General features: G+C 38.2%; 20 protein-coding genes and 1 tRNA gene. 1 reads left to right on the plus strand and 20 read right to left on the minus strand.

Translation table 11 applies throughout. The annotated features are described in order from the left end of the window. Positions 1-291: 291 nt before the first annotated feature. The 18 genes from ACHUE3_RS18090 to ACHUE3_RS18175 form a co-directional block, all read right to left on the minus strand. The gene (locus ACHUE3_RS18090) at positions 292-669 is read right to left on the minus strand and encodes a GxxExxY protein (RefSeq protein ID WP_394193716.1); all 378 of its coding nucleotides are present in this window, start codon (positions 667-669) and stop codon (positions 292-294) included. Between the two features lie 761 nt (positions 670-1430). Continuing rightward, positions 1431-1919, minus strand: coding sequence for a transcription/translation regulatory transformer protein RfaH (gene rfaH / locus ACHUE3_RS18095; protein WP_394193742.1), 489 nt, complete (start codon positions 1917-1919; stop codon positions 1431-1433). A 162-nt stretch (positions 1920-2081) separates the two neighbouring features. Then, positions 2082-3197 (minus strand): non-hydrolyzing UDP-N-acetylglucosamine 2-epimerase, encoded by a 1116-nt coding sequence (gene wecB, locus ACHUE3_RS18100; protein WP_394193717.1) that lies wholly within the window; start codon positions 3195-3197, stop codon positions 2082-2084. Next, the gene (gene rfbD, locus ACHUE3_RS18105; RefSeq protein WP_394193718.1) at positions 3197-4045 is read right to left on the minus strand and encodes a dTDP-4-dehydrorhamnose reductase; all 849 of its coding nucleotides are present in this window, start codon (positions 4043-4045) and stop codon (positions 3197-3199) included. Before rfbD ends, wecB begins: the two co-directional genes overlap by 1 nt. 1 nt (position 4046) lies before the next feature. After that, positions 4047-5111, minus strand: a complete 1065-nt coding sequence (rfbB, locus tag ACHUE3_RS18110) for a dTDP-glucose 4,6-dehydratase (RefSeq protein ID WP_394193719.1) — start codon at positions 5109-5111, stop codon at positions 4047-4049. Between the two features lie 12 nt (positions 5112-5123). Continuing rightward, on the minus strand, positions 5124-5669 hold the full coding sequence (gene rfbC / locus ACHUE3_RS18115; RefSeq protein ID WP_394193720.1) for a dTDP-4-dehydrorhamnose 3,5-epimerase: 546 nt from the start codon (positions 5667-5669) through the stop codon (positions 5124-5126). Then, positions 5666-6547, minus strand: a complete 882-nt coding sequence (gene rfbA, locus ACHUE3_RS18120; protein ID WP_394193721.1) for a glucose-1-phosphate thymidylyltransferase RfbA — start codon at positions 6545-6547, stop codon at positions 5666-5668. The genes rfbC and rfbA overlap by 4 nt, the downstream gene beginning before the upstream one ends. Beyond that, the gene (locus tag ACHUE3_RS18125) at positions 6540-7580 is read right to left on the minus strand and encodes a DUF1972 domain-containing protein (RefSeq protein WP_394193722.1); all 1041 of its coding nucleotides are present in this window, start codon (positions 7578-7580) and stop codon (positions 6540-6542) included. Before ACHUE3_RS18125 ends, rfbA begins: the two co-directional genes overlap by 8 nt. 110 nt (positions 7581-7690) lie before the next feature. Further along, positions 7691-8806, minus strand: a complete 1116-nt coding sequence (locus ACHUE3_RS18130) for a glycosyltransferase family 4 protein (protein WP_394193723.1) — start codon at positions 8804-8806, stop codon at positions 7691-7693. Beyond that, positions 8784-9947, minus strand: coding sequence for a hypothetical protein (locus ACHUE3_RS18135; RefSeq protein ID WP_394193724.1), 1164 nt, complete (start codon positions 9945-9947; stop codon positions 8784-8786). Before ACHUE3_RS18135 ends, ACHUE3_RS18130 begins: the two co-directional genes overlap by 23 nt. Beyond that, complete coding sequence (locus ACHUE3_RS18140) at positions 9948-11018, minus strand: CDP-glycerol glycerophosphotransferase family protein (RefSeq protein WP_394193725.1); 1071 nt, start codon at positions 11016-11018, stop codon at positions 9948-9950. Continuing rightward, a complete protein-coding gene (locus ACHUE3_RS18145) occupies positions 10999-12222 on the minus strand; it encodes an oligosaccharide flippase family protein (protein ID WP_394193726.1) in 1224 nt (407 codons plus the stop codon). Before ACHUE3_RS18145 ends, ACHUE3_RS18140 begins: the two co-directional genes overlap by 20 nt. Positions 12223-12229: 7 nt before the next feature. Continuing rightward, positions 12230-12628, minus strand: coding sequence for an FAD synthase family protein (locus ACHUE3_RS18150; RefSeq protein ID WP_394193727.1), 399 nt, complete (start codon positions 12626-12628; stop codon positions 12230-12232). Further along, the gene (wecA, locus tag ACHUE3_RS18155; protein ID WP_394193728.1) at positions 12621-13694 is read right to left on the minus strand and encodes a UDP-N-acetylglucosamine--undecaprenyl-phosphate N-acetylglucosaminephosphotransferase; all 1074 of its coding nucleotides are present in this window, start codon (positions 13692-13694) and stop codon (positions 12621-12623) included. The genes ACHUE3_RS18150 and wecA overlap by 8 nt, the downstream gene beginning before the upstream one ends. Before the next feature lie 9 nt (positions 13695-13703). Continuing rightward, positions 13704-14618, minus strand: coding sequence for a Wzz/FepE/Etk N-terminal domain-containing protein (locus tag ACHUE3_RS18160; protein ID WP_394193729.1), 915 nt, complete (start codon positions 14616-14618; stop codon positions 13704-13706). 10 nt (positions 14619-14628) lie between these two features. Continuing rightward, positions 14629-17310: an SLBB domain-containing protein gene (locus ACHUE3_RS18165; protein WP_394193743.1), complete on the minus strand. Its 2682-nt coding sequence runs from the start codon at positions 17308-17310 to the stop codon at positions 14629-14631. A gap of 126 nt (positions 17311-17436) precedes the next feature. After that, positions 17437-18207: a DUF481 domain-containing protein gene (locus tag ACHUE3_RS18170; protein ID WP_394193730.1), complete on the minus strand. Its 771-nt coding sequence runs from the start codon at positions 18205-18207 to the stop codon at positions 17437-17439. 89 nt (positions 18208-18296) lie between these two features. Next, positions 18297-19115, minus strand: coding sequence for a mechanosensitive ion channel family protein (locus ACHUE3_RS18175; RefSeq protein ID WP_394193731.1), 819 nt, complete (start codon positions 19113-19115; stop codon positions 18297-18299). A gap of 279 nt (positions 19116-19394) precedes the next feature. Between ACHUE3_RS18175 and ACHUE3_RS18180 the strand changes: the two genes are divergently transcribed. Next, positions 19395-19470, plus strand: a tRNA-His gene (locus ACHUE3_RS18180). Between the two features lie 499 nt (positions 19471-19969). Here the strand turns inward: ACHUE3_RS18180 and nagP are convergent. Continuing rightward, positions 19970-21259 carry an N-acetylglucosamine MFS transporter NagP gene (gene nagP / locus ACHUE3_RS18185; protein WP_394193732.1) on the minus strand — a complete coding sequence of 430 codons (1290 nt, stop codon included), beginning with the start codon at positions 21257-21259 and terminating at the stop codon, positions 19970-19972. 242 nt (positions 21260-21501) lie between these two features. After that, a complete protein-coding gene (locus ACHUE3_RS18190; protein WP_394193733.1) occupies positions 21502-24150 on the minus strand; it encodes a family 20 glycosylhydrolase in 2649 nt (882 codons plus the stop codon). Positions 24151-24222: the final 72 nt, after the last annotated feature.

Below are 24222 nucleotides of genomic sequence, written 5' to 3' on the forward strand. Positions count from 1 at the left end.
CAAGCCACTCGCCTACAAAACCATTTTGCACACAGAGAAGACAATGAGGGTAAATGAGAAGACATACCCATTTATTTGTATCTTCCTCTTAAGCGCAGCATCCTCTTAACCTCTTTGTGAATAAATCACTTAAACCTTTCGCGGTGGCAAGCCACTCGCCTACAAAACCATTTTGCACACAGAGAAGACAATGAGGGTAAATGAGAAGACATACCCATTTATTTATATCTTCCTCTTAAGCGCAGCATCCTCTTAACCTCTTTGTTAATAAATCACTTAAACATATATACTTTAGAAGTTTAAATTAAGCCGCTTAATTCCATTGATAAGCTTTGTCGTATTAAAATTTATCAATAAACCAGCATTGATTTGTGTCAATTTCATATACGTTAAAATCTGTGCCGAATGAATTGGCAATAGTTTATCAACAGACTTTAACTCGATTATTAATTTGTCAGATATTAATAAATCCAATCTATAACCAGCTTCAATCTCAAGGCTCTTGTGGCAAATTGGTAGAGGAACTTGAGTTTTGACTTTAAGACCAATTTGTCCCAACTCATACAGAAGGCAAGATTCATATGTGGATTCCAATAAACCTGGTCCTAATTGTTTATGTACTTCTATAGCGCAGCCTATAACTTTTTGTGTGAGAAGATCAGTATCCATACTTATCCTAAACTATTGTTTATCTCTAAAGCGCAGCGTCTCTTAACCTCTTTGTGAATAAATCATTTACAAAACTATTTGCTTGTCTAGCCCTTCGGGCACGCTTCCGCCCCTAGGTTGCAGTTCCTACGGTCTGATTAACTTTAGGGTTTAAGGTGCAAGGTCAAAGTCTTTCGCTAAAACCATTTTTCACATAGAGAAATGAATGAGCGGGAATGAGAAAACAAAAATAAATATTTTACTTCCCGACTCTTAAGCGCAGCGCCTCTTAACCTCTTTGTGAATAAATAACTTAAACCTATTTGCACAAAGAGAACACAATGAGGGTAAATGAGAAGAGCAAAATAAATTTTTCACTCTCCAGGCCCTTAGTTTCTTTCTTTGGGCCTTTCCCTCTTTAGCAAAGCGTCTCTTAACCTCTTTGTGAGTAAACCTCTTTTACAATTTTTCGCGGCTAAAGCCGGCTCCTACGAAAACCACTCTTTGCACAAAGAGAACACTATGAGAATAAATGAGGCAAACAAGGATAAATGTTTCAATTCATTTGTTCCTAAACCATTTACCTCTTAAGCGCAGCGTCTCTTTATCTCTTTGTGAATAAATCACTTAACAACGCGATATAAAATCGCTGCTACATAATACTTTCACGGTGGCAAGCCACTCGTCTACAAAATACTTTTGTCTCGGTTTTTTACTTCCCTAGCTCCTAGTTTCCTCCCTAGCTCCTAGTCTCTTCCCTAGCTCCTAGAACCTTTTCAACTTTACCCTACTTTTCTTATATCGTTATTATCTACTGTTACTTCTATTTTTTGGTTAAGTAGGTTTACTAGTAATATACTTCGCATGTCGCCGTCGGGCTCTTTAAATATAGCTTGTACGTCTTTGAATGAGCCGTTATTTAGGTACACTAAATCACCCGCGCTTGGCAGGTCGTTTATATTTAAATTTGGTTTAAAGTTTTGTAATTCAGAAACCAGATGTTCAGGTACTATTTGATATGACGCACCATACGACACAAAACCACTCACGCCACGGGTATTTTTTACCGCAGCAAAGTTACAGTTTTGTGAATTCAAACGAACGAATAGGTAATTTGGAAATAATGCAGATTCTTTAAAAGTGCGACGACCTTTAATGAGTTTTTCTGTTTTTAATAGAGGAAAAAACGCTTCAATCCCTTGGTTTTGTAAATTGATTTTTGCACGCTTTTCTTGGCGCGGCTTACAAAATAATAAGTACCAACTATCCATATCAATCCCTAAAATACTGACTTCTTTGCTTTTGCTATTTCTACCTGAAATATAAGCATGGGGATTATACGCACAGCTATTACTACTGTCTATATAAAACCCCATTAAATATATTCATGTTCAATGGGGGAGTTAATTTAAAATTTTGGATTACTGTTAAAGTTACTTTTGCAGCAATGACTTAATAATTTTTTCGCAAGCGTGTCCATCACCATATGGATTATGGGCAACACTCATTGCTTGGTAAAGCTCACTATCTGAAAGTAATTTAGATACTGCATCAACAATTTTATCGCTGTTTGTTCCAACAAGCTTAACTGTTCCTGCTTCAATGGCTTCTGGGCGCTCAGTTGTATCTCGCATTACAAGAACAGGCTTGCCTAAACTTGGCGCTTCCTCTTGAATACCGCCAGAGTCTGTTAGGATCAATTCAGACTTATCCATTAAATATACAAACGGCAAGTAATCCTGAGGCTCTATTAATTTAACATTGTTTAAACCTGCGAGTAGTCGATTCACCGGCTCTTGCACATTTGGGTTTAAATGCACAGGGTAAACAAAGTTATGATCTGGATATTGTTTAGCAAGCGTTGCAATGGCTTCGCAAATTCGCTCAAAACCTCCACCAAAACTCTCTCTGCGGTGCCCTGTAATTAACACGTATGGCTGACTTGTCACACTGGCGAATTGCGCTTTAAATTTTGTTTGATACTCAGGTAAATTTAAAACGTCGTGTTTAACTTTTAATAACGCATCAATAACAGTATTACCCGTTACAACAATATCACTTTGTTTAACGTGCTCTTTTAATAAGTTATTGGCCGACCCCTGAGTAGGAGCAAAGTGACGATTTGCAATTACCCCGGTGATTGTGCGGTTAGCTTCTTCTGGCCAAGGGCTGTAAATATTACCAGTGCGTAACCCGGCCTCAACATGACCTACCTTAACTTGCTTGTAAAAAGCAGCCATTGATGCAGCTAATGTGGTTGTTGTATCACCATGAACAAGTATCCAGTCTGGTTTAAAATCATCGATTACATCACGTAACCCTAATAGAATTTTACTTGTTACATCAAATAAATCTTGCCCTGAACGCATTATATTTAGATCATAATCGGGCTTTATATCAAATAGCTCTAGCACTTGGTCTAGCATTTCTCTGTGCTGAGCCGTTACACACACTTTTGCTTCAATAGCTTGCTCTTGTGCTAGAGCAAGGACTAATGGTGCCATTTTTATGGCTTCTGGGCGGGTACCAAAAACAGTTAATATTTTCATTATACAAAACTCGCTATCATATTCTTTAAACGGGTGTGCCAATGCACTGAAGCTGCGCTATTACCTTGCTGCATTAAGCTAAATACTGGGCGCTTTGCTGGCGTTGGATAGGCTAAACTTGGTATTGGCATGATAGGTATTTTTTTATTCAATATACCTTGCTCAAAAGCACAATGCTGAATCGCTACTGCAAAATCATACCAACTGGCTACACCTAAATCACTGTAATGATTAATTGGCTCAAGTGCCTCTTGCTCTGCTAACTGCCATAAGTACTTAGCTAAGCCAGTTGCATTCGTTGGGCACCCTATTTGGTCGCTTACTACGTTAAGTTCGTCTTTTTCAGCCATTAAGCGCAGCATGGTTTTGACAAAGTTATTACCATGGCTTGAATACACCCATGACGTTCTCACGATTGCTGAGTTTGTAGGGCAATGTGCTTTTATGGCCAGCTCCCCCGCTAACTTTGTCGCACCATACACGTTAATTGGGTTGGTTTGGTCATCCACTTTATAAGGGGTGTTTTTGCTACCATCAAACACAAAATCAGTTGATATATGCAGTAAGCGTATAGCGTGCTTTGTTGCTGCTTTGGCTAAATACTCAACCGCTGTTGCATTTATTAAATAGGCTTCATCTTGCTCTGATTCGGCTTTATCAACTGCCGTATAGGCTGATGCATTAATAATCACCGCTGGCTTTAGCTTTGTAATAACCTGCTCAATACTTTGTGGGTCGGTAATGTTTATTTCATTACGCCCTAGTGCATGCGCTGTAATATGGCTTGGGCACGTTTGTTGTAATTCCCATGCCACTTGACCATTTTTACCAATAATGAGCACATTCATATTAGTGACTACCTAAGCGTTCACGTTGGTAGCTGCCATCTTGCACGTTTTTGCACCACGTTTGGTTATCTAAGTACCACTGAATGGTTTTTAAAATACCAGATTCAAATGTTTCTTCTGGGTGCCAGCCAAGCTCTTTGTTGATTTTAGTTGCATCAATAGCATAACGTACATCATGCCCTGGACGGTCTGCTACAAATGTAATCAGCTCGTTAAAGTCGGTTAAGTTAGCAGGCTTATCTTTAATTAAGTCATTTAAGTGATTACAAATAGTGGTAACAACTTCAACATTTTGTTTTTCATTAAAACCACCAATATTGTAGGTATCACCAAGCTTACCTTCACTCACCACTTTATAAAGCGCACGGGCATGATCTTCAACAAACAGCCAGTCACGTACTTGCTTACCGTCTCCGTAAACAGGTAATTGCTTACCTTCTAAGGCATTTAAAATAATTAACGGAATAAGCTTCTCTGGAAAATGATAAGGGCCGTAGTTATTCGAGCAATTAGTAAGTACAACTGGTAATTGATAAGTACGGTGCCATGCACGAACTAAATGGTCTGATGCTGCTTTAGATGCTGAATAAGGTGAGCTTGGCTCATAAGATGTTTCTTCAGTGAATAAACCAGTTTCACCTAAGTCACCGTATACCTCATCTGTTGAGATGTGGTGAAAACGAAAACCCGCCTTTTTAGTCTCGCTCAAGCCATTGTAGTAACTGCGAGCCGCTTCAAGCAACTCATATGTACCTACAACATTTGTTTGAATAAATTCACCAGGACCATCAATCGAGCGGTCCACATGGCTCTCTGCGGCTAAGTGCATAATAAAGTCTGGTTGATGCTGCTCAAACAGTGCTGATACTGTGCCGCGGTCACAAATGTCCCCTTGCACAAAGTGGTAACGCTCAGAGTCTTCAACTGAACGCAGTGACTCTAGGTTACCTGCATAAGTTAACTTATCAAAGTTAACCACGGTATGTGCCGTTTCATTTATCAAAAAGCGCACTAAAGCTGAACCAATAAAGCCCGCGCCACCTGTTACAACGATTGTTTTACTCATTATTTTATTCTCTTAAAAAGCGGGCGCGTTAATTTGCAGTAAACCAGCCTCGTCTTTGGGCGATAATAGCGGTGATTTACCGCCTACGAGTGGCCATTGGATATTCAAAGCAGGGTCATTCCACAGCACGCTTTGTTCAAACTCTGGCGCGTAATAATCTGTGCATTTATAAACAAATTCAGCGCTTTCACTGGTCACATAAAAGCCGTGCGCAAACCCCGCTGGCACCCATAATTGACGTTTATTGTCGCCACTGAGTAACACGCCTACGTGCTGCCCAAAAGTCGGGCTGTGTTTGCGCATATCAACGGCCACATCGTACACCTCACCTGCGGTTACACGCACAAGCTTGCCTTGTGTTTGCTGAGTTTGATAGTGTAAGCCGCGCAAAATGCCTTGCCCTGATTTACTATGGTTATCTTGTACAAATGTGACGTCAGCAATGTTTTCACGGAACCAATCATCACGAAATGTTTCCATAAAAAAGCCACGCTCATCACCAAAAACGGTTGGCTCAATAATTTTCACATCAGCAATGGCTGTGTCTATAACTTTCATGAAAATACCTTATGAGAAAGTAAGCTGAGTAGGTATTCACCATAACCGCTTTTACGCAATGGTTCGGCTAAATCTCGTAATTGTTGCTCGTTGATATACCCCATGCGATACGCAACTTCTTCGGGGCAATTGACTTTAAGCCCTTGGCGTTTTTCAATGGTTTCAATAAATTGTGCAGCTTGTAAAAGGCTGTCGTGCGTTCCGGTATCTAACCAAGCAGTGCCACGACCCATTATTTCAACATTCAATGTACCGGCTTCTAGGTAGCGCTCTATCACGTCGGTGATTTCAAGTTCACCACGCAAAGAAGGTTTAACCGCTTTGGCGTATTCAACCACTTTATTATCAAAGAAATACAAACCTGGTACGGCATAGTTTGATTTTGGCTCTACAGGTTTTTCTTCTATGGAAATAGCCTTACCATTTTCATCAAATTCTACAACGCCATAGGCGGTTGGATTTGCAACATGATACCCAAACACAGTACCACCTTGTTTACGTGCAACGGCACTTTTTAACGATTTTACTAAGTCATGACCATAAAATAGGTTGTCACCCAGTACCAGCGCAACGTTGTCATCACCTATAAACTCTTCACCTAATAAAAAGGCCTGTGCAAGGCCGTCTGGTGACGGTTGAGCAACATATTCAATATTTATACCCCACTCGCTACCATTACCAAGTAACTCTTTAAACTTACTTTGCTCTACTGGCGTGGTGATCACTAATATATCTTTTATGCCTGCATTCATTAATGTGGCTATTGGATAATAAACCATAGGCTTATCGTAAACTGGCATTAATTGTTTGCTTACTACTTTTGTAAGTGGGTATAAGCGTGTACCACTGCCTCCTGCGAGAATAATTCCTTTAGTCATTGAACAATCCCTCATATTGTTGCTTTACTATACGCCAAGTATAACGACGCTCTGCAATTTCTAACATATTTGCCGCGTTAGCTTCGTTACCTTCATCCGCAGTTAACTGTTTAATTAAGTGCTCACTACTTGAAAAGTAGCTTGCCTTGTTCTCTGTTGAAGCACGATTATAATTACAATCAAAGCAGTAAATAGGTAAGTTAAAAAACATCATTTCGACTAGCGATGGGTTGGTGCCACCGGCAGAATGACCATGCATATAGCTACTTGCTTTACTTCTTAATTTAAAAAGTTCAGCTAAGTCATAAATAGGATCAATAATTTCTATATTAGTGAATTTAGAGTACTGCTTTTTAAGGTGCTGTCCAAACTCACTATTATTCCAGTTACCAATAAACTTTAAATTTTTTGACGGGAGTTGTGAATACGTGTTTAAAATCATTTCAACGTTATTCTCAGGCTCGATCCGACAAAGCGCTAGTGAGAAGTCGTCTTTGGTATCACTTACCTTTTCTGTTACCGCATGATCTCCACCATATGCTATGACAGTTGCTTTTTTATCATAAGCATCTAGTACATGCTCAGCTATAGCCGCATTATCAGCAATAACCGTATCAGAAAATTTAACCGCTACTTTCTCTGAAAATTTTAAAAACCATTTTGCAGCTTTACCCCATTTAGCGCGCTTCCATTCGAGCCCATCAATATTGGTAACAACTTTACGCTTAGAAAACAGCTTAAAAAATGGAATGGCAATAGCACCTGACACACCTAAAACAAGCAAGTCATTTTTGGTAAATAGTAAAGAGTGAAAAATAGAAACCACATCATAGGGTATGCTCTGCACACCATTTGCATCTAATGACCAGTACTTTAACTTACACCCTTTATGCTCACTTAGCTCTTGCTTATACGCTTTACGCGTGCAATAGATTAAATCTATTTTTTCAGATGGAATCAAGTTTTCAACGAGTGACTCAAAACCACCATAACAAGCGGGCACACCAACAGTACCCACTACAGAAATTGCCATTATAATTACCTGCTTATTTATAAGAACGGTCTATGTAAAATTCTTTTAACTTACGATTATTTACACAAATTAGTTAAAAGTTAGCATTTATACTTACTCTAGAAGTATGTTTATGCTTTATGACCTTTTAGCGCCATATTATACCCTTGATAGGTTTCTTCTGCAGTATGTTGCCAAGTAAAGTTATTTTTAATACGCTCTTCTAAGCCAATTGCAAACGGCTTATTCAATGCTCGCTCTAACCCCGCCAAAATAGACACAGGGTCATCAGGCTCAACATATTCAGCAAAGTCTTCAAAATAGTATTTGGTATCGCCTCGGTCTGTCACTACTACATTACAACCCATTACTGCAGCTTCTAGTGTGGACAACCCTGGTGTTTCCATCCATGATATTAACGCGTGAACTGCTGCAACTTTATATAATTGAGCCAATTCATTGTGATCAACATGTGAAATAAAGTGAACATTGTCCCCTGCTTCTAACTTACATTGATCATAATAGTATTGGCTGTTTGGACTTGCCTTGCCAACAATAACCAATTGATGTGAAGTACCTTTTACGGCTCTTATCAAATCAAGTTGGCACTTTCGTATTTCAATTCTTGCCGCAGATAAAATGCACCCTTGAAACTTTTTATATTTTTCTTCAACAACGACATTATCATAATCAAAAATACTTAAATCTACTGCATTAGCCACTACTTGGCCTTGCTTATCGGGTGTTTCCGTATCTTCCTTGACTCTTTCTAATTCAGTAGGGCTATTGGGTAAGAGCACATCCACAGTGCTGGCAATTTCTTTAAGAGCAGAGCGATGCCCAAGTAAAAAATAGTTCAGCATACCCTTTGAAAAGTTTCGATTTACAAACGCTCTAGCAATGACCTTTATATACTCAAGTTTATACTCTGAAACGTTACGTGCAAGAAACCCACCTAAACCAGTACGAGTTTTAATATCACATTCTTGGTATGATCCCCAAATAGTTGAAAGTACCATTGGCAGCTTTTTACTGTTTGCGCGTCTCACATTCACTAGTAAGTCTTGTGGGTTGCGCAGATTAAAAAAATGCACTAAATCGTAGCCATCCATGTCCGGCTCAGCCGTATCTGCAATGGTTACGTTTACACCGTACGATTTTAAATATTCGGCAGTTTTTAAAAGTTGAACTGTGTCGCCACCAGGGCCTGAGAACACGGTTGGTCTAGTTATATAAAGAACGTTCATCTTTCGTTACCTTCTTAGAAATGTATAAAATAAATGCAAATAAAATTGCCACTGCCGGAATTTGCGTAAAACTGCCCCAAAAACTGCCATTAACAAATAGCATATATGCCAGTAAAAAGCCTGTGTAGTAGCCTAATTGAGATTTTCTGATTAGCTTATAAATATAAACGATTGCACTTATATAAACGGTAAGAGTGCATATCAAGCCAAATTTAAACAACAGATACAACCAAAAGTTATGGAACCGTGGTATTTCATCAATAGCTTCACCAAAAATAATTATTGGTTCGATCGTTTTTAGGTATGAACCAAAGAAATCCCCAGTTAATAATACGGCTGGATTTTTTAACACATGAGCCGCAAATGACATCAACTCAATAAAGCGCCACATTGAACTTTTATCTATGCTGCCTGATTGATACATATAGGTAGCAAGGCCAATATACATAAATGGGAATAAGCAAAAGCAAGCTATGTAAATGTATGACAGTTGTTTACTCCACCTATAAAGGAAGTAAGCAACTAACAATAAAAATATGTAAAGTTGGAAATCCCGTGATAATGTTAAAATAATCACTAAAGAAAATACTAGCACCATAGAAATACGAGTTAGCTTCTTTTCTATGTTGATAACTGACAGTGGAAATAGCAGTAAAAACACACTAGAAAACAACACATAATGATGTCTAAACTCGTATCGAGAAGAAAAATTTAAGAATCCAAGTGGATAATAAACAAGCTGAAATAAACATAGCGTTATTAACGTTATGAGTAGCACTCTAAAAAACACCTTTTGGCTTTTGTCTCGCTGAATTGGGAAGGTATTAATTAATAAAAAGTAAAAAACAACTGGCGCTATAAAAATGGCAACTTCTTTAACAACCCTAGAAATACCATTACCTGTTAATAGGGCACCTACAATTCCAACTAAATTTAGAATTAAAAATAAGTTTACGATTGGGTGATTAAAAAGTGCAATGCGTTTATTTAACATTACCGGCGGAACTATGATTAACAAACTTGCACCCACTGCCAATGTTAATAAATAAAAACCTAACTGGAAGTGTATTTGTGGATAAGGTGAAACTCCTAAAAACAGTACACTTAGTGTAAGTATTACGAGTAGTTTACTGGTGTACATTTAAAGGCTCAGCCTTTTTATATGCTCATCCATGGTTACAAAGCTAAGATCGTCAGAAAAATCCGTCAAATTACTCTTTTCAATTGGGCTAAGTATATGAGTAATAAGGTCACGCTCGCTGCTCACATTTTGATTAAAAACGTCCAGCGTATTAAGTTCTATGTAAAAGCCAGCGCCACGTAATTTTAGATATTGATCAATATCTGGTGCATAAATAATGACTTTACGTTGTGTGATAGCAAAATCAAACATCACAGATGAATAGTCTGTTATTAAAATTTCTGTTTGTTGCAAAATCTCCTGTACTTCGCCACTTTGAGAAAGCGAAGCAGGCGCTACTAACCATGGCTCGTCGTTTGCAGAAATTTTTACTTTTTCTAGGGGGTGTAACTTTAAACAGAGCTTATAACCAGTGTTAGCATAGACGTTTGGCCACCACTTTAATAACTCCGTAATATGCGCATTTGAACCGTCATCTCTAAACGTTGGCATATACGTTATGATTTTTTCTGTTGTAGATGGGGTCAGTAATACATCATTTCTTGGTTGCCTAGCAGCTAATATTTTACTAAAAGGCAGACGGGTAGCTGAAGCCATAGCATTAACTGAGTGTGCATTACTTGCAAGTAGGTAATCCCATTGACTGTATACGTCGGCTAGTAGAAAGCTCTTACGACGCTTTATTTGTTTCAAATCTACCGCTGAATCATAACCCATTTTCTTTAACGGCACGCCATGCCATAAATTAACCTTAATAGTGCTTTTTGCAAGTGCTGGAGCTACATCATGAATTCCATGAGTAAAAAAGGCTGTTCTACAGTTTTTTACTTTGTGTGACCATTGTTTTGTACCATGTAAAACAACGGGTAACTGTTGAGATTGCAGCAATTGATATTCAGTTGCATTTTTAGCAACCCAGAAACAACCTGCTTGCTTTTGCATACTCAAAAAAAGATATTTACTGTTGTCTCTAAAGCCAAACGCACAACCAAATAATCTGTACTTGCGTTTGTTTGATGAAAATATAAGTAGTAAGCGAAACAGAACTCGGCTAATTAATCTGTAAAACATTATTTTGCCTCAGCTCTTTTATTCCACTATAAACATAAATGAGCATAACCGTAATATGCGCAATTAAAGAAGCATACGCAGCCCCAGCAATACCATGATTAGCACCAAACAACTCAATACAAATAATCAGTGTAAACAAGGCAACAACACCAGCTACCACTCTTGTTATTTGTTTATTTACTATGGTTAATAACATGCCAAAATAAACACCCACATACCTTAAAAATACAACAAACGCTAAAGGAAGTATGACAAACCAAGAAACAGTATACTCTGCTCCTAATATGAATTCTGTGCCATACAATGCTAGTGAGTAAAAGCCAACACCTGCTAATAACCCAAGCCCCACCATTTGCTTAAGTACTTTAAGGTGAAAACTTAAAATAATACGATTATCTTTAAATCCTTCATTTATCATTTTAGGTACATAGACATTGGTAATGGCTTCACCTAAAAATGTCGCAGCAAGCACAAATTTCATTGCAGCCTGGTACTTACCCACCTCTTCAAAAGATACAAAGTCTTTGATCAATACCGTGTCTAAATTAAAATATAGATAACCAACGGCCGCGTGAATGAAGAATGAAAAACAAATAGCATACTCTTTTTTTAATAATTTAAAGTTAAAAGTAGCTTGTTTAAAATAGTCACTTTTTATAAACGCAATAAGCACTAGACTACGTCCACAAATAAAGCCTATCGCCATCGCATAAAGTGCTAGTAATTCGAATTGCACCGCAGCAATAAAAATAAAAAAGACAGTTAAATTATTAATAATTGCTAATTTGCTTTCTTTTTTAAATTTCCCTTCAGCTCTTAACAATGGGTATAAGGTGAAACCTAATGACTGAATAAACTGGGATAATACAAATAGAGATAGAAGTAATATTTCATTGCCATCTAAAGAAAAGTGTACTGATAATAGAAATAAAAACAAAAATGACAGTAGTGCATTAATACTTTTAACGCACAGTGCAATGCCAATTAACTCAGGTAACATACCTTTCTTCGATACTGCATCTCTAGATAACTTTAAGTTGTAACCATAATCGATTAACAAACCCACAATTACTGCAACAGTAAAAAAATACGTGACGCGCCCAAAATCATCTACTTTGAGATAAATTGCGAGAAAGTAAAAGATAAACAATCCAGAAACTAATCGCGATAAAATTGTTATAACAGAGTAGAGTAATTTTCCCATCGATGAATTATAGCGCTTTAACTACTTCAATAATTTCTGTTGTAGAAATAGAAGGTGTTCTTGGTAAATACAAAACCTCACAATCGGTCTGCTCTTTTACCCAATCAAACTTACCTAGCCAATCGTCACCCATAACAAGTAAATCAGCATTAAACTGTTTTATATACTCCGCTTTTAATTCAAGAGACTCTTCAAAGAAGGTTTCAGTTACAAATCCTAATGAACTAATTATTTCAGCACGGTCATTTTGTGAATAAACAGGTAAGCGGCCCTTCTTCTTAAAATTTAACTCATCAGAAGACAACCCAACAATCAGCTCATCGCCAAGCGCTGCCGCGCGCTTTAATATTCTAACATGACCAACATGAAAAACATCGAATGTTCCGAATGTGATAACTCTAGCCATTTTCACTTTCTCCTTGAGAATACTTACGAATATACTTCACAACTCGCCACACGTGGCTAATGAAATAGTTATACAAACCAAACAAAATCATGAAAATTAATAGTGATAACCACTCAGGCACCTGCATAAGTTCAAGTAAAACGCCAATACCCATAATAAGCATTGCTACTAAACATAATAAAAAGAGTGATTGTTTGCCACTAAACCCTGCCCGCATACAAATGTGGTGCATATGATTGCGATCAGGCTTAAACGGTGATTGTTTTTTCTTTAGGCGGCGAAACATTATTGCAACCATGTCCATTAATGGTAAAGCAATGAGGTATAGCGCTGTTACAGGTCGAAAAGTTGCTTCACCTATGAAAGTATTTTGTGTACCAAAAACAACTAACCAAACAATCGCTAAGCCAATAAACATTGAGCCTGCATCCCCCATAAAGACCTTGCGGTTTTTAAATGGAAAAACACTTAAGTTGGCCATCAAATAAGGGAGTATTGATACGATCAAGATCGTAGAAAATACAAACAACATATTTGAGTGGCTTTTGTAAGCTAATATAGCAATCCCTGAAAACGAGACTATGCTTAACCCGCCTAATAGCCCATCTATACCATCAACCATATTAAATGCATTGATTGCACCAATAACTGCAAGGTACGTGAATACAATACCGAAAAGACCTAATTCAAAGCTAACAAAATAAAAAACATTACCCAGCGAATAAATATAAGTGTTTAAACCAGCAATAAGTATTGAAGAAACTAGAAACTGACCTATCAGCCGTGATCTTACACTTAAATCATATTTATCATCTAAAACGCCAATGAATACCATTAATGAACACGAAACAATAAATAAGTTTAAAAACTTTGATGGCCCAAAGAAAAACAATAAACCAAGCGCGGATGCAAAAAAAACAGCCATTCCACCCACTAAAGGCACATGTCCTTGATGAGCTTTACGCGTACAAGGCCTATCTAAAAGCCCTAAAGGATCAGCCAATCTGTGCAATATAAAAACAGATATTAACGATATTACAAAAGTAATTAAATAAGCATAAAGCATAGATGGCTCTTATTTATTCCAAAAATAACGAACAAGTGAGACGAAAATTGACATAAAGCCTCCTAAAAACACCCCAATAACACAAATTAATGCTCTAGATGGAGAGTGCCTTTCCTCTGCGACGATAGGTGGATCAATTGTTTTAAATACGTAATCAGCTTTCACCGTTGCCAACATTTTCACTTGATATTGCTGTTCAATTAATTGAAAAAACACATTCATCATGTCTGCATTATTGGTAGATGCTAAAGACTTCTCAATGTAGGCTATGCTTTTGTCAGCTTCATTAATATCATTTCGTTTAACGGTCGCATTCAATTCAAGCATCAGTTTATCTAGTACTTCTTTAGCCCACACGGGTGAATAATGAATGACCGAAATTCGGTAAAAGCCAGTTTCTTCGTCTTCTGAAACAACTAAGTTATTAGCTAAAAACTCTTCATAAACCTCTAGGGCTGTAGGTATAACAGGTCTAGATTTTGGTGGACTTCTAACCCATTCGTTGTTGAAGTATATATCTTCATCATAGAGCATTTCATCACTAGCGGAGTTCCAACCTTTTGCAGCAAGTATATCTTTAGCTAGGTTGTTATCAGCCAAAAAAGCCATTAAGAACTGACGACTTTTTAGTACTTCAAGAGCTAATACTGATTTATCGTCTCCTCCTGCAGATAGATTGATACCAGCCATTGAAGCTAATCCACCAAACTGCGAAGCTAATCCGGCAAGAGCACCTGCGTTATCGCTAGACACTGGGGCTACAAGCGTATCTGACTTATACTTATCAGGTATATATAGCGCGATAGACACCGACAATACCGCTGCAATGAACACCGATATAATAATAAACCAACGATGCGTATTTACAGCATTTATTATTTCTTTTAAGTCAATTTCATCGTCATGTAGTTTATTTTGGCTCACATGCTACCCCTTAAATACTACTAATAGCAGCAACAGCTACACCAAGTTGATAAACAATCTGCGTTGCAGTACTCCACAGTGTTAAGTTGTCCATATAATCAGAGTTAAGAGGTACTACAATCGTATCACCAGCTTCTAAATGCTTATCGTCATTCACAGCAAACCAAGTGCCAGTATCTGGAATAACAACAGAACCATTCGCTTTAATTATATAAATTCTTTCATCATCCGCTCGTTCTTTTAAACCACCACTTAACGTTATGTAATCTTGATAAGATATACCCGGTTTATAAAGGTGCGACGTTGAATAATTTACCTCACCAATCACACTAATAGAGTCACGTTTACTCGGTACATACAAGGCATCACCATTTTGTAAAACTAATGATTGCTTATCTGCAACAATTAACGGTAGATCTATTACTAATCGGCCTACAGCTTCTACATCGGCTAAATCAGTAAGTAATTTATTCATTTCATCATAAGAGAGTGACGTGCCACCGACTGAATTTTCAAAACTTTTTTGTGCAATATCTCGGCGTAAATCTTCTGACAATTTAGCTAACTGCTTTTGTTCTTGCAGACGAATTGATTCACGGGTGAATATTGCTGCATTTTCTTCTGCAAACTCAGAAAAACCGCCAGCTCTGGCAAGTAGGTTTGTTAAAGTTTCTCCACGACGTATGGTGTAAACCCCTGGAAATTTAACTTCCCCTTTAAGCTCTACTTTTACATTTTCTTGCCAGTTGGGAATTGAGAAAATATTCAGACTATCTTTACTTTTAAGAATGTGGTTTTGGCCATCTTCTTGTAATATCGCTTTTTCCAAATTAAATTTAATATGCTCAACTTTAGAAGAGTCATTAGCAACTATGCGAGTTATTTCAGCTTGCTCAGTATATGCTGACTCCAACAAACCACCTGCTGCCATTATTAATTCATTTACACCCGAATTTATAGTTAAAGGATATACACCTGGGTACGTCACATGACCATTAATTTCGACTAGCTTCATAGCGTTAGCGACTGATGCTTGTTGCTTTAACTTTGCCTTTATTGGCTTCAATAAATTATGTCTGCTGAAAAAAGCATAATCTTCTGGTTCGAATTCTTTATCTTCTATCCCTGCTCGCTGCTTTGCAATTTGTGCAAGTGTAAGGTTTTTCTGTTTATTGTTCTGTTTATTATCCTCTGCAAACGGATCTTCATCCGAAACGCCTATGTAGCGTTCAAACTCTTTTTGCTGATACTCATGCCACTGCTTAGCTTTTAGCTGAAGTTCTTGTTGTGCCTCCGTTAACGCTAAATTTGATAGAGCAAGCTCTTCCACCGCTTTTTCTTCATAGCGGCTAAACACGAGTATTTTATCATTTTCATAAAGCTTTAGATCATGCTTAGGCGCTTTGACAATGGCTTGTGCTATGTCAAATTGATATACATCAATATCGCCAGCAACATTAACTTCTCTCACTAATAAGCCGTAGCCTAAATCTGCTTGAGGCAGCAAGTCACCTTTAACCGAAGTAAACACATCTGAAATACGCTTACCTTCATGCCATTGATAATGACCAGGCCGTGCAACAGCACCCACTATACTAATTGAATTGTCATACTGCGAGCTGATTGGGTTAAAGCGAATGAAATCACCGTCTTTTGGCGTATAAAGTATATTTTCAGCGGTAAAATCAACTGAAAGTATCTCTTTTCTGTTATGGTTATTAAAACGCTCTATAACGGCTTTTTTGGCATACGCCTCAGGCTTTAAACCGCCTGCCATATTTAATAAATCGAGAGCATTTTCATTTTCTTTTAATTCAAAAATTGCAGGACGCTTTACTAGCCCATCGACCGCCACTTGCGAACCCACAGAAGGAATAAAAACTACATCGCCTGGCTTCAATACTATATCGCTACGGCTGTCGCCTTTAATTAATAGGTCATATAAATCAAAACGTGCAACAACTCTACCTGCACGCTTAACTTGTATATTACGCAGAGAGGCGATATCTGATACACCGCCGCTTATGAATAGGGCGTGAGAAACTGTGGTCAATGAAGAAACACTGTAGCTTCCTGGCTTATACGCTTCACCTAGCACTAAAATGCGAATGCTGCGCAACTGGCCTATTGATACAAACGCTTTTATACCTATGGCTTCTTGTTCTACTTTTGCCGTAATTAACTCTTTTACTTCCGCAAATGTTAATCCAGCGACTTGAACAGGGCTTAAATTAGGAATACTGATACGGCCTTCTCGATCAACAACCACTTCATGACTTTCACTTTCTTTACCATAAAAGTTAATATTTAACTGATCGCCACGACCTATTAAATACGTATCAGGCACTGCAGCGCTTTCATTAGGCATGAATGTTGTTGGTTCACCAGCAAACAACTCATAACCGAACGGTTTAAGCTCATTTTCTTTAGGCTCAAAGCGCTCATCGTCAGTTAACACCTCATCTTCAACTTGAAGTCGAGGCTGTATTGTTGGCTGCTCCTGAGCTGTACTTTGTGAATTACCCTTACCTGTAAGGCTTGAAAGGTCTACTCCGTACTGCTTTGCTAGGGCTTCCTGCTGTGCTTTTGGCAACTTTTTAAACTGCTCTATTTGCGCAGCACTCGGCGTGAATGCCCACGTAAATGCAGAAAAAAAGAGTATCAAAGTTATTAAAATTCGATTAAATAACATCACAAATAGGTGCGTCCCTAGTTCTACGGCCAAAAAGATTGGCTATTCTACATTATTTAAGCACAAATAAAAAAGGGACCGAAGCCCCTTTATTGCAGTTAAATGTCATTTTAACTAAATAAAATGTTAAAAACTGTAAACTAAAGTCAATGACGTCTCTGTATCAGTGCTTTCTTTATCATCTGCAACAACTGAGTTGTTGGTGATGTTATAAGCTACTTTCATTTGTAACGAGCCATTAATTTTAGCTAGTAAAGCCGTTTCAGAACGTGTTTTAGTATTAGTATCACCATATTCAACAGACACTAACTGAGTAAATTTCGCATTATCCGAAATTTGCCAATTATAATCTAGTTTGCCTAACGCGATAACTTCACTGTCAGTATCACCTGCATTTGGAATACCGTCTTCATCAACGCTGCCTTCAGGGAATTCAAAATACTTGTAACCAGGACCAATCTCAGCATTTAACCACATATCTGCACGGTCAATAAAACGTTGACCGTAACCTGCCGAAATTACGGCTTCGTTTCTGTAAGCACCGAAGTAATCAGAAACATACGAACCGTAGATATATAAGTGTGAATGATCTTCATTTAACTTATAATTGCCTTGCGCTGAAAGCGAGTACTTTTCATTGGTACGTTGCGTTTCTTTAACGCCAGCACTATTTTCGACTTCGTCTTCTTTATAAAGACCATCAACCTTATATTCATTATTCCAGTTTTCTAAGTTATGTAATGCTTTGATACCACCTTTTAATGTTGTGGTTTCAGTATTACCGCTAGTAATGATGGCACCTAGCTCACTGGTAATGTCCCATGTTTGGGTTTCTTCAGCGAATGCGTTAGTTGCTGCTGTTGCTACAACTAAAATTGATAAAAGCTTTAATTTCATTTAAAAAATAACCTTTGCTACTTAATGTTAAATAAGAGCACGCTGCTAAAATCGCGATAACCTGCAATAGAGCCTGCGTGCTTTATGTATTAATCTTCTTTGTGAAAATGCACATCCATTTGTGGGAATGGAATAGTAATGTTTGCATCATCAAGTGCGATTTTAATATTTTCCATTAATGACCAGTAAGTCGGCCAATAATCTGCAGCATTAACCCATGGACGCACAATAAAGTTAACGCTTGAATCAGCAAGTTCAGAAACCGATACATTATATTCAGGATCTTTTAAAATACGTGATTCGTTATCAAGTACCGACTTAAGGACTTCTTTCGCTTTGCGTAAATCGGCGTCGTAACCTACACCAATAACCAAATCAATACGGCGTGTTGCCTCACGAGAGTAATTTATAATTGCATCTGACATAATTTTAGAATTAGGCATTACAATCACTTTGTTGTCTGGAGTACGCATTTCTGTATAGAATATTTCTATTTTTTTAATCGTACCAGCCTTACCACCAGCTTCAACATAATCGCCTGATTTAAATGGGCGAAGTAAAATAATAAGCACACCAGAAGCAAAATTAGCTAGCGACCCTTGAAGCGCTAAACCAACTGCTAAACCTGCAGCACCTAAAATGGCAATGAATGAAGTAGTTTCGATACCCACTTGCGACAGCGCCATTAAAATAGTCGCTATAAAAACAATCGCGTATACAATGCTTGAAACAAAAGAAGAGACCGCTTTATCTACTTTTTTCTTGTCGAAGGCTTTTTCGGTTAACTTTGCACAAAATTTGGCAATGCGCCCGCCCAATATAAAGATCACGAGTGCGATAACCACTTGTATGCCGTAATGCAGGATCAATCCTGAGTTTTCGTTTATCCAGTTTAGTATTGTATCCATTTTCACTCCTGATGTGAGGTTAAGCAGTTTGCTGGTTAAATTATATCTGATTTGAACTTATTTTTTAGATTAATTTATATAGTCGTATAAAAGTACATGGAGAATACGAATTTTCTGAGCGCGCAATTCTAATCCTGTAAAATGAACACAGCATGAAAAGAATCATTTTTATACAAAATGATTAATTCTCTACTTTTTTTTATTTTTTTTACTTTTACCCCTTCACAAGATTTATAATTTTATGTATTATCCGCGCCACACCAAACAAGGTGTGTTGTGGCGGTTGTAGCTCAGTTGGTAGAGCCCCGGATTGTGATTCCGGTTGTCGCGGGTTCAAGCCCCGTCAATCGCCCCATCTTTTCCTCTCTTAGTTAAATATCAAATCTTAATTTTCTTCTTATTTATATAGCAAAGCCAAACATTCCTAGCTAAAAGAAAATCATATGTTTCAAGCAACGGACTGTGGGTATAAACCTAACACCATTGTAGGTTGTCATTTATGGCGACATTCCAATATTTAAGTGTATATAAAATTGACGCGCTAAAGCACGTCCTGCAAGACAACCATACTTTGCTGCCCTCTTAAGTGCTGTACCTCATGACCTCTTTATAAATACACCTTTCGCGGTGGCAAGCCACTCGCCTACATGTAAAATATTAAACTCCGTAGGTGTTAAACTTGCTGACGCGAAAACCACTTTCTTGCAGACAAAAAAATGCCACCTTTCGGTGGCATTACACACGGGATTATTTCTACATTATAGAAATTCTTTTCAATAATTCGGTTCTAGGTTCTACCAAGTTAAACTTTCACCTTGTACCTATAACCTTTAACCTTTAACCTTGTAACTCGTTTACTTCCAGCTTTTCATTTTATGACCTTTAACAGCATAGAAAAGGATAAATAAATAACAAGGTAACATTACAATATAAGCTGCTTGTTGTGCGTCAGCAGAGTCAACACCACCACTGGCTAAGCCCCAAAACAACGGACCAAATGCGCCACCGGCAATACCCATTACTAATAAGCCAGAACCTACACTGGTTAGCTTACCTAAACCTGAAAGGGCTAATGGCCATACAGCAGGCCAAACAATTGCATTTGCGAATCCTAACACAGCAATCATTAATAGTGTATCAGGTAATTGCACTTCTAAGCCTAATGCGTTTGCAACAACTACTGAGCTTGAATCACTCACTACAATGACCACTGTTAAAATACTACCTAGAATGGCTGATACACTTAAAGCAGCTTGCTGAGATATTACGCGTGGGATTAGTGCTATACCAATAATGTAACCTAGCACCATACAAGCCATAGTATAAGAGGTCATTACACTGTATTTTTCAACACCTAGCGATAAAGCAAAAGTACCAATTGTATCACCGGCTATTACTTCAACAGCAACATATACAAATAATGCAACAACACCTAGCGCTAAGCTTGGGTGTGCCAAAGCCGCTTTCACTTGACCTTTTTGACCTTGCTCTTCGTCATCTAATAGTTCTGGTAACGGCATTTTTGTTACCGCAAAACCAAGTGCACCGATAAATAAAGCCATACCAAGGTAAGGATAGATTAAGCTGTTTGCCATTGCATCGATTTCGAGCTGGGTTAACTCTTTACCTACAGAACCTGTGAAGTCACTTAAAATTAGGGCTGTAAATACAATCGGGGCAATTACACCTGCACCTTTATTCAAAATACCCATTATACTAACACGTGCCGCAGCAGACTCTTCTGGCCCAATACGAACCACATACGGGTTCACCGCAGTTTGCAGTAATGTTTGCCCAGCTCCCATTACAAGTTGGGCGAATAAAAACAGTGCGAATACTTGTGTTTTTGCTGCAGGGATAAATAGTAAACCAGCAACCATCATGGTGCCCATGCCCAGAGCCATACCATTTTTATAACCGACTTTACGAATAATCATCGCCGATGGTACTGCAGTAAATGTTACTGCAATATAAAAAGAGAATAAAATCAGCGATGCCTGAAATGGCGTTAGTTGCAATACTTGCTTTAAGTAAGGCATCAATGAACCATTTAACCAGGTTGCAAAACCGAGTATAAAAAATAGAGTGGCGACTATCGCCATGGGTATAAAATTACTTTGCTTATTTGACACGGTGGCTTCCATAAAACATTCTCTTGTTGCGATCTTTAGTTATAGTTATCTATATTTTAGTAAGTATCTTAACTAGATTTACTTTACATAGCTTCATCCTAGTGAGTAATTTATAAAATTACCCTAACAAAAATGACAGCGCTGCCATAAAACTTTACGTTAATTGCAGACATATTACTAGTAACTATTTATTTTACAATTGACATAAAAAAGGGCCTAAAGGCCCTTTCAATTTAAAACTATTTACTAATATGTTAATTTATATAGGTAATTCTACTGTTTACTTTCTCATTCAAACGGCTACGTAGAGCAATTTTCTGTGATTTAGAAACACTGATCGGAGCTGTGTAAAGCTGCCAAGTCTGGCCATCGTCCAAGCTGTACTCTACTTCTAAGTAAGTAAAAGGGGTATTAACCTTTAATTGACTATCTTCAACCACTCCACCTGGAACAGGTAAATTAATACTTACATCTGCATTAGCAAGTTTAGTTAGCTCTTTAAGGCCAACCGCAGCGGCAAATTGTGACCAATCTTTTGCGCGTGTACGGATATCCACTTTTTCACCTTCCCAAGGTGCTTTATGCCAAGCACGCTCTGCAACAGATAAAATACGTGGGAATATCATCGCTAATACCTGTTCTTCGGTACGAATCGTCTCAGACCAAACCTGACCTTGCATGCCTAAAATATTTTCTGGCTTTTCAAGTTGCGGTAATGGACGACCAACAAGTGCCTCTAAGTTTTCAATAGGCTCGCGAGTACGGGTGTAATCAGCATTAGCGTATACATCATCTGGCATATAATTAAATGTTTTTGCCGTATCTGTATAACGCGTTGCCCAATAATAACCGCGCTCTGCAGGGTGAGCTTCATAAGGGTGATCGAAATATAAATGCGTGCCGTGAGATAAAATAACTTGATAACCGGCATTTGCTAAACGGTATGCTCTATCTGCTACGCCCCACTCCCAAATGTTGTCCCATACATTTGCAGTAAAGGTTTTATTAGGGAACTCATCGCGTTTGAAAGGATTAGTACGGTCGTACATTAGCCCATCTTCCCAGGCGCCTGGCGAAATACCACGCTTTTCTAATAACTTAGCGACACGCTGAGTAAAGTAAGGCTTTAAATCTGCAGCACCAGCCACACCATTATTTGGGTTGGCAAACATCGCTTGGCAAATTGGTGAATCAACCCATGAACCAGCGCCAACTTCATCGCCACCAAAATGTAGGTTTGTTAATTGCACACCCGCTTCACGGTACATTTGCTGAAGTTCATAAGTCACTTTGTCTAAAAATGCGTAGGTTGAGTCCATACACACATTCATTGAGTTATCTTTGTAATTTTGCACCGTCATGTAGACAGAGGTGTCGTTAGGATCGCTTAATAAATATTGCGTTGCTGCACTAATATCGACTTGTTGGACTTCTTTATCTACTTGCTTAGTATTTACTAAGTTATTTTTAGCTGTTTGTTTAGCTTCATCACTGAGCTTGTGGTAACGCGCTTCCATTGCTTTTATAGATGCTCGCGCGTGACCAGGGCCTTCTATTTCTGGAATAATTTGAATATGACGATCTTTGGCAAACTTTAGCAGCTCAACAAATTCACTTCGAGTAAGGTAACCGTTACCTGAGCCTGATTTAAATGGACCTGTTCCAAGTTGTGTAAGCAAACATTCGCGCTCTTGTAAGTCAAAACAACGATAACCACCAATATCAGTCAGCTCTGGTAGGCCCGGAATTTCCAAACGCCAACCCTCATCTTCTGAAAAGTGCCAATGTAGTTTATTCATTTTATAGCGAGCCATTTGTTCAACAAGTTTGAACATCGCCTCTTTACCATGGTAGTTACGACCATTATCGTAGTGCATACCACGCCAACCATAACGCGGGCTATCTTCAAGCTCTAGCTGCGGTACTTCAACAGCACCTTGGCTATTTGCAGGTAGCAAATTAAGCAAACTCTGCATGGCATAAAATACTCCAGCATTGTCACTACCGACAATATCAATGCGGTCATCATCAATTTCTAGGGTGTAGCTCTCAGCTTTGCCATCAGCAAGGCTTGGATTTACTTTTAAGCTGATTAGTTTTTCTTTATTGGCTGTTATATGATCAGGCTCTGCTTTAAGTACTAAATCGTAGTCATCTTGTAGGTCTTGCATGAAAACCATAACTTCGCTTTTTAATTGGCCCTGAAAGCGTATTTGCCAGCTGTTATCAAGTTTGGCCACACCACGATTAAACTCAATATTTTGTGGCTTTGGAATAATGCGTTTTAGTGCATCTTCTTTAGATACTTTATTTGTCGCTGCTTGATTACGCTCATATCTAACTTCTGGTGTGATTAGTACAGTGCGATCTTTAGGATTGTTGTAACGACGCAACTGGTTTTCGCGCTCGAATGGCGCAACAAATTGAGTCATATCTTCTGTATCGGTATTCGCAAAAATAGCCGGAGTGTTGTCCCCAGATACAAAAAATGCACGTGGCATAAAATCGGTATAAGCCACAATCCATACTTGAGCATCAAACTCGATATCTAAGCTTTTGCCTGCAGCTAAACCTTTAAAGTCTTTAGTAGGTACTATGCGGTGTAAATCACCATTAACGTGCTCGATATTCAAACCCGCAACATGTTCGGTATTAATTTTACGAACAGAGTGAATATAAAGCTGCCAATCACTTTCACCCGCAGGTAATGCAACGTTTGATTGGTTATTTAAGGTGATTTTTCCTAAAAAACCAGAATCTTTATTATGAAAGTTGTCAACAACCGCAAATGTCAGTGTGGTCTGTTTTGCGAAGCTATTAATATCGCCTTGCGAAAACTGTGCTTGTGCCATTAGAGGCATTGCAGCGATTAAACCTGCCAATGCATGCTTTTTAAAATCCATTACCCTCTCCTCGTTTATACCCAAAGACTACGCATTTCCCCCCGCATAATCTCTTATTATTGTTTATAAATT

The sequence above is a fragment of the Pseudoalteromonas atlantica genome, assembly GCF_043641955.1.
GTDB classification, from domain to species: Bacteria; Pseudomonadota; Gammaproteobacteria; order Enterobacterales; family Alteromonadaceae; genus Pseudoalteromonas; species Pseudoalteromonas atlantica_A.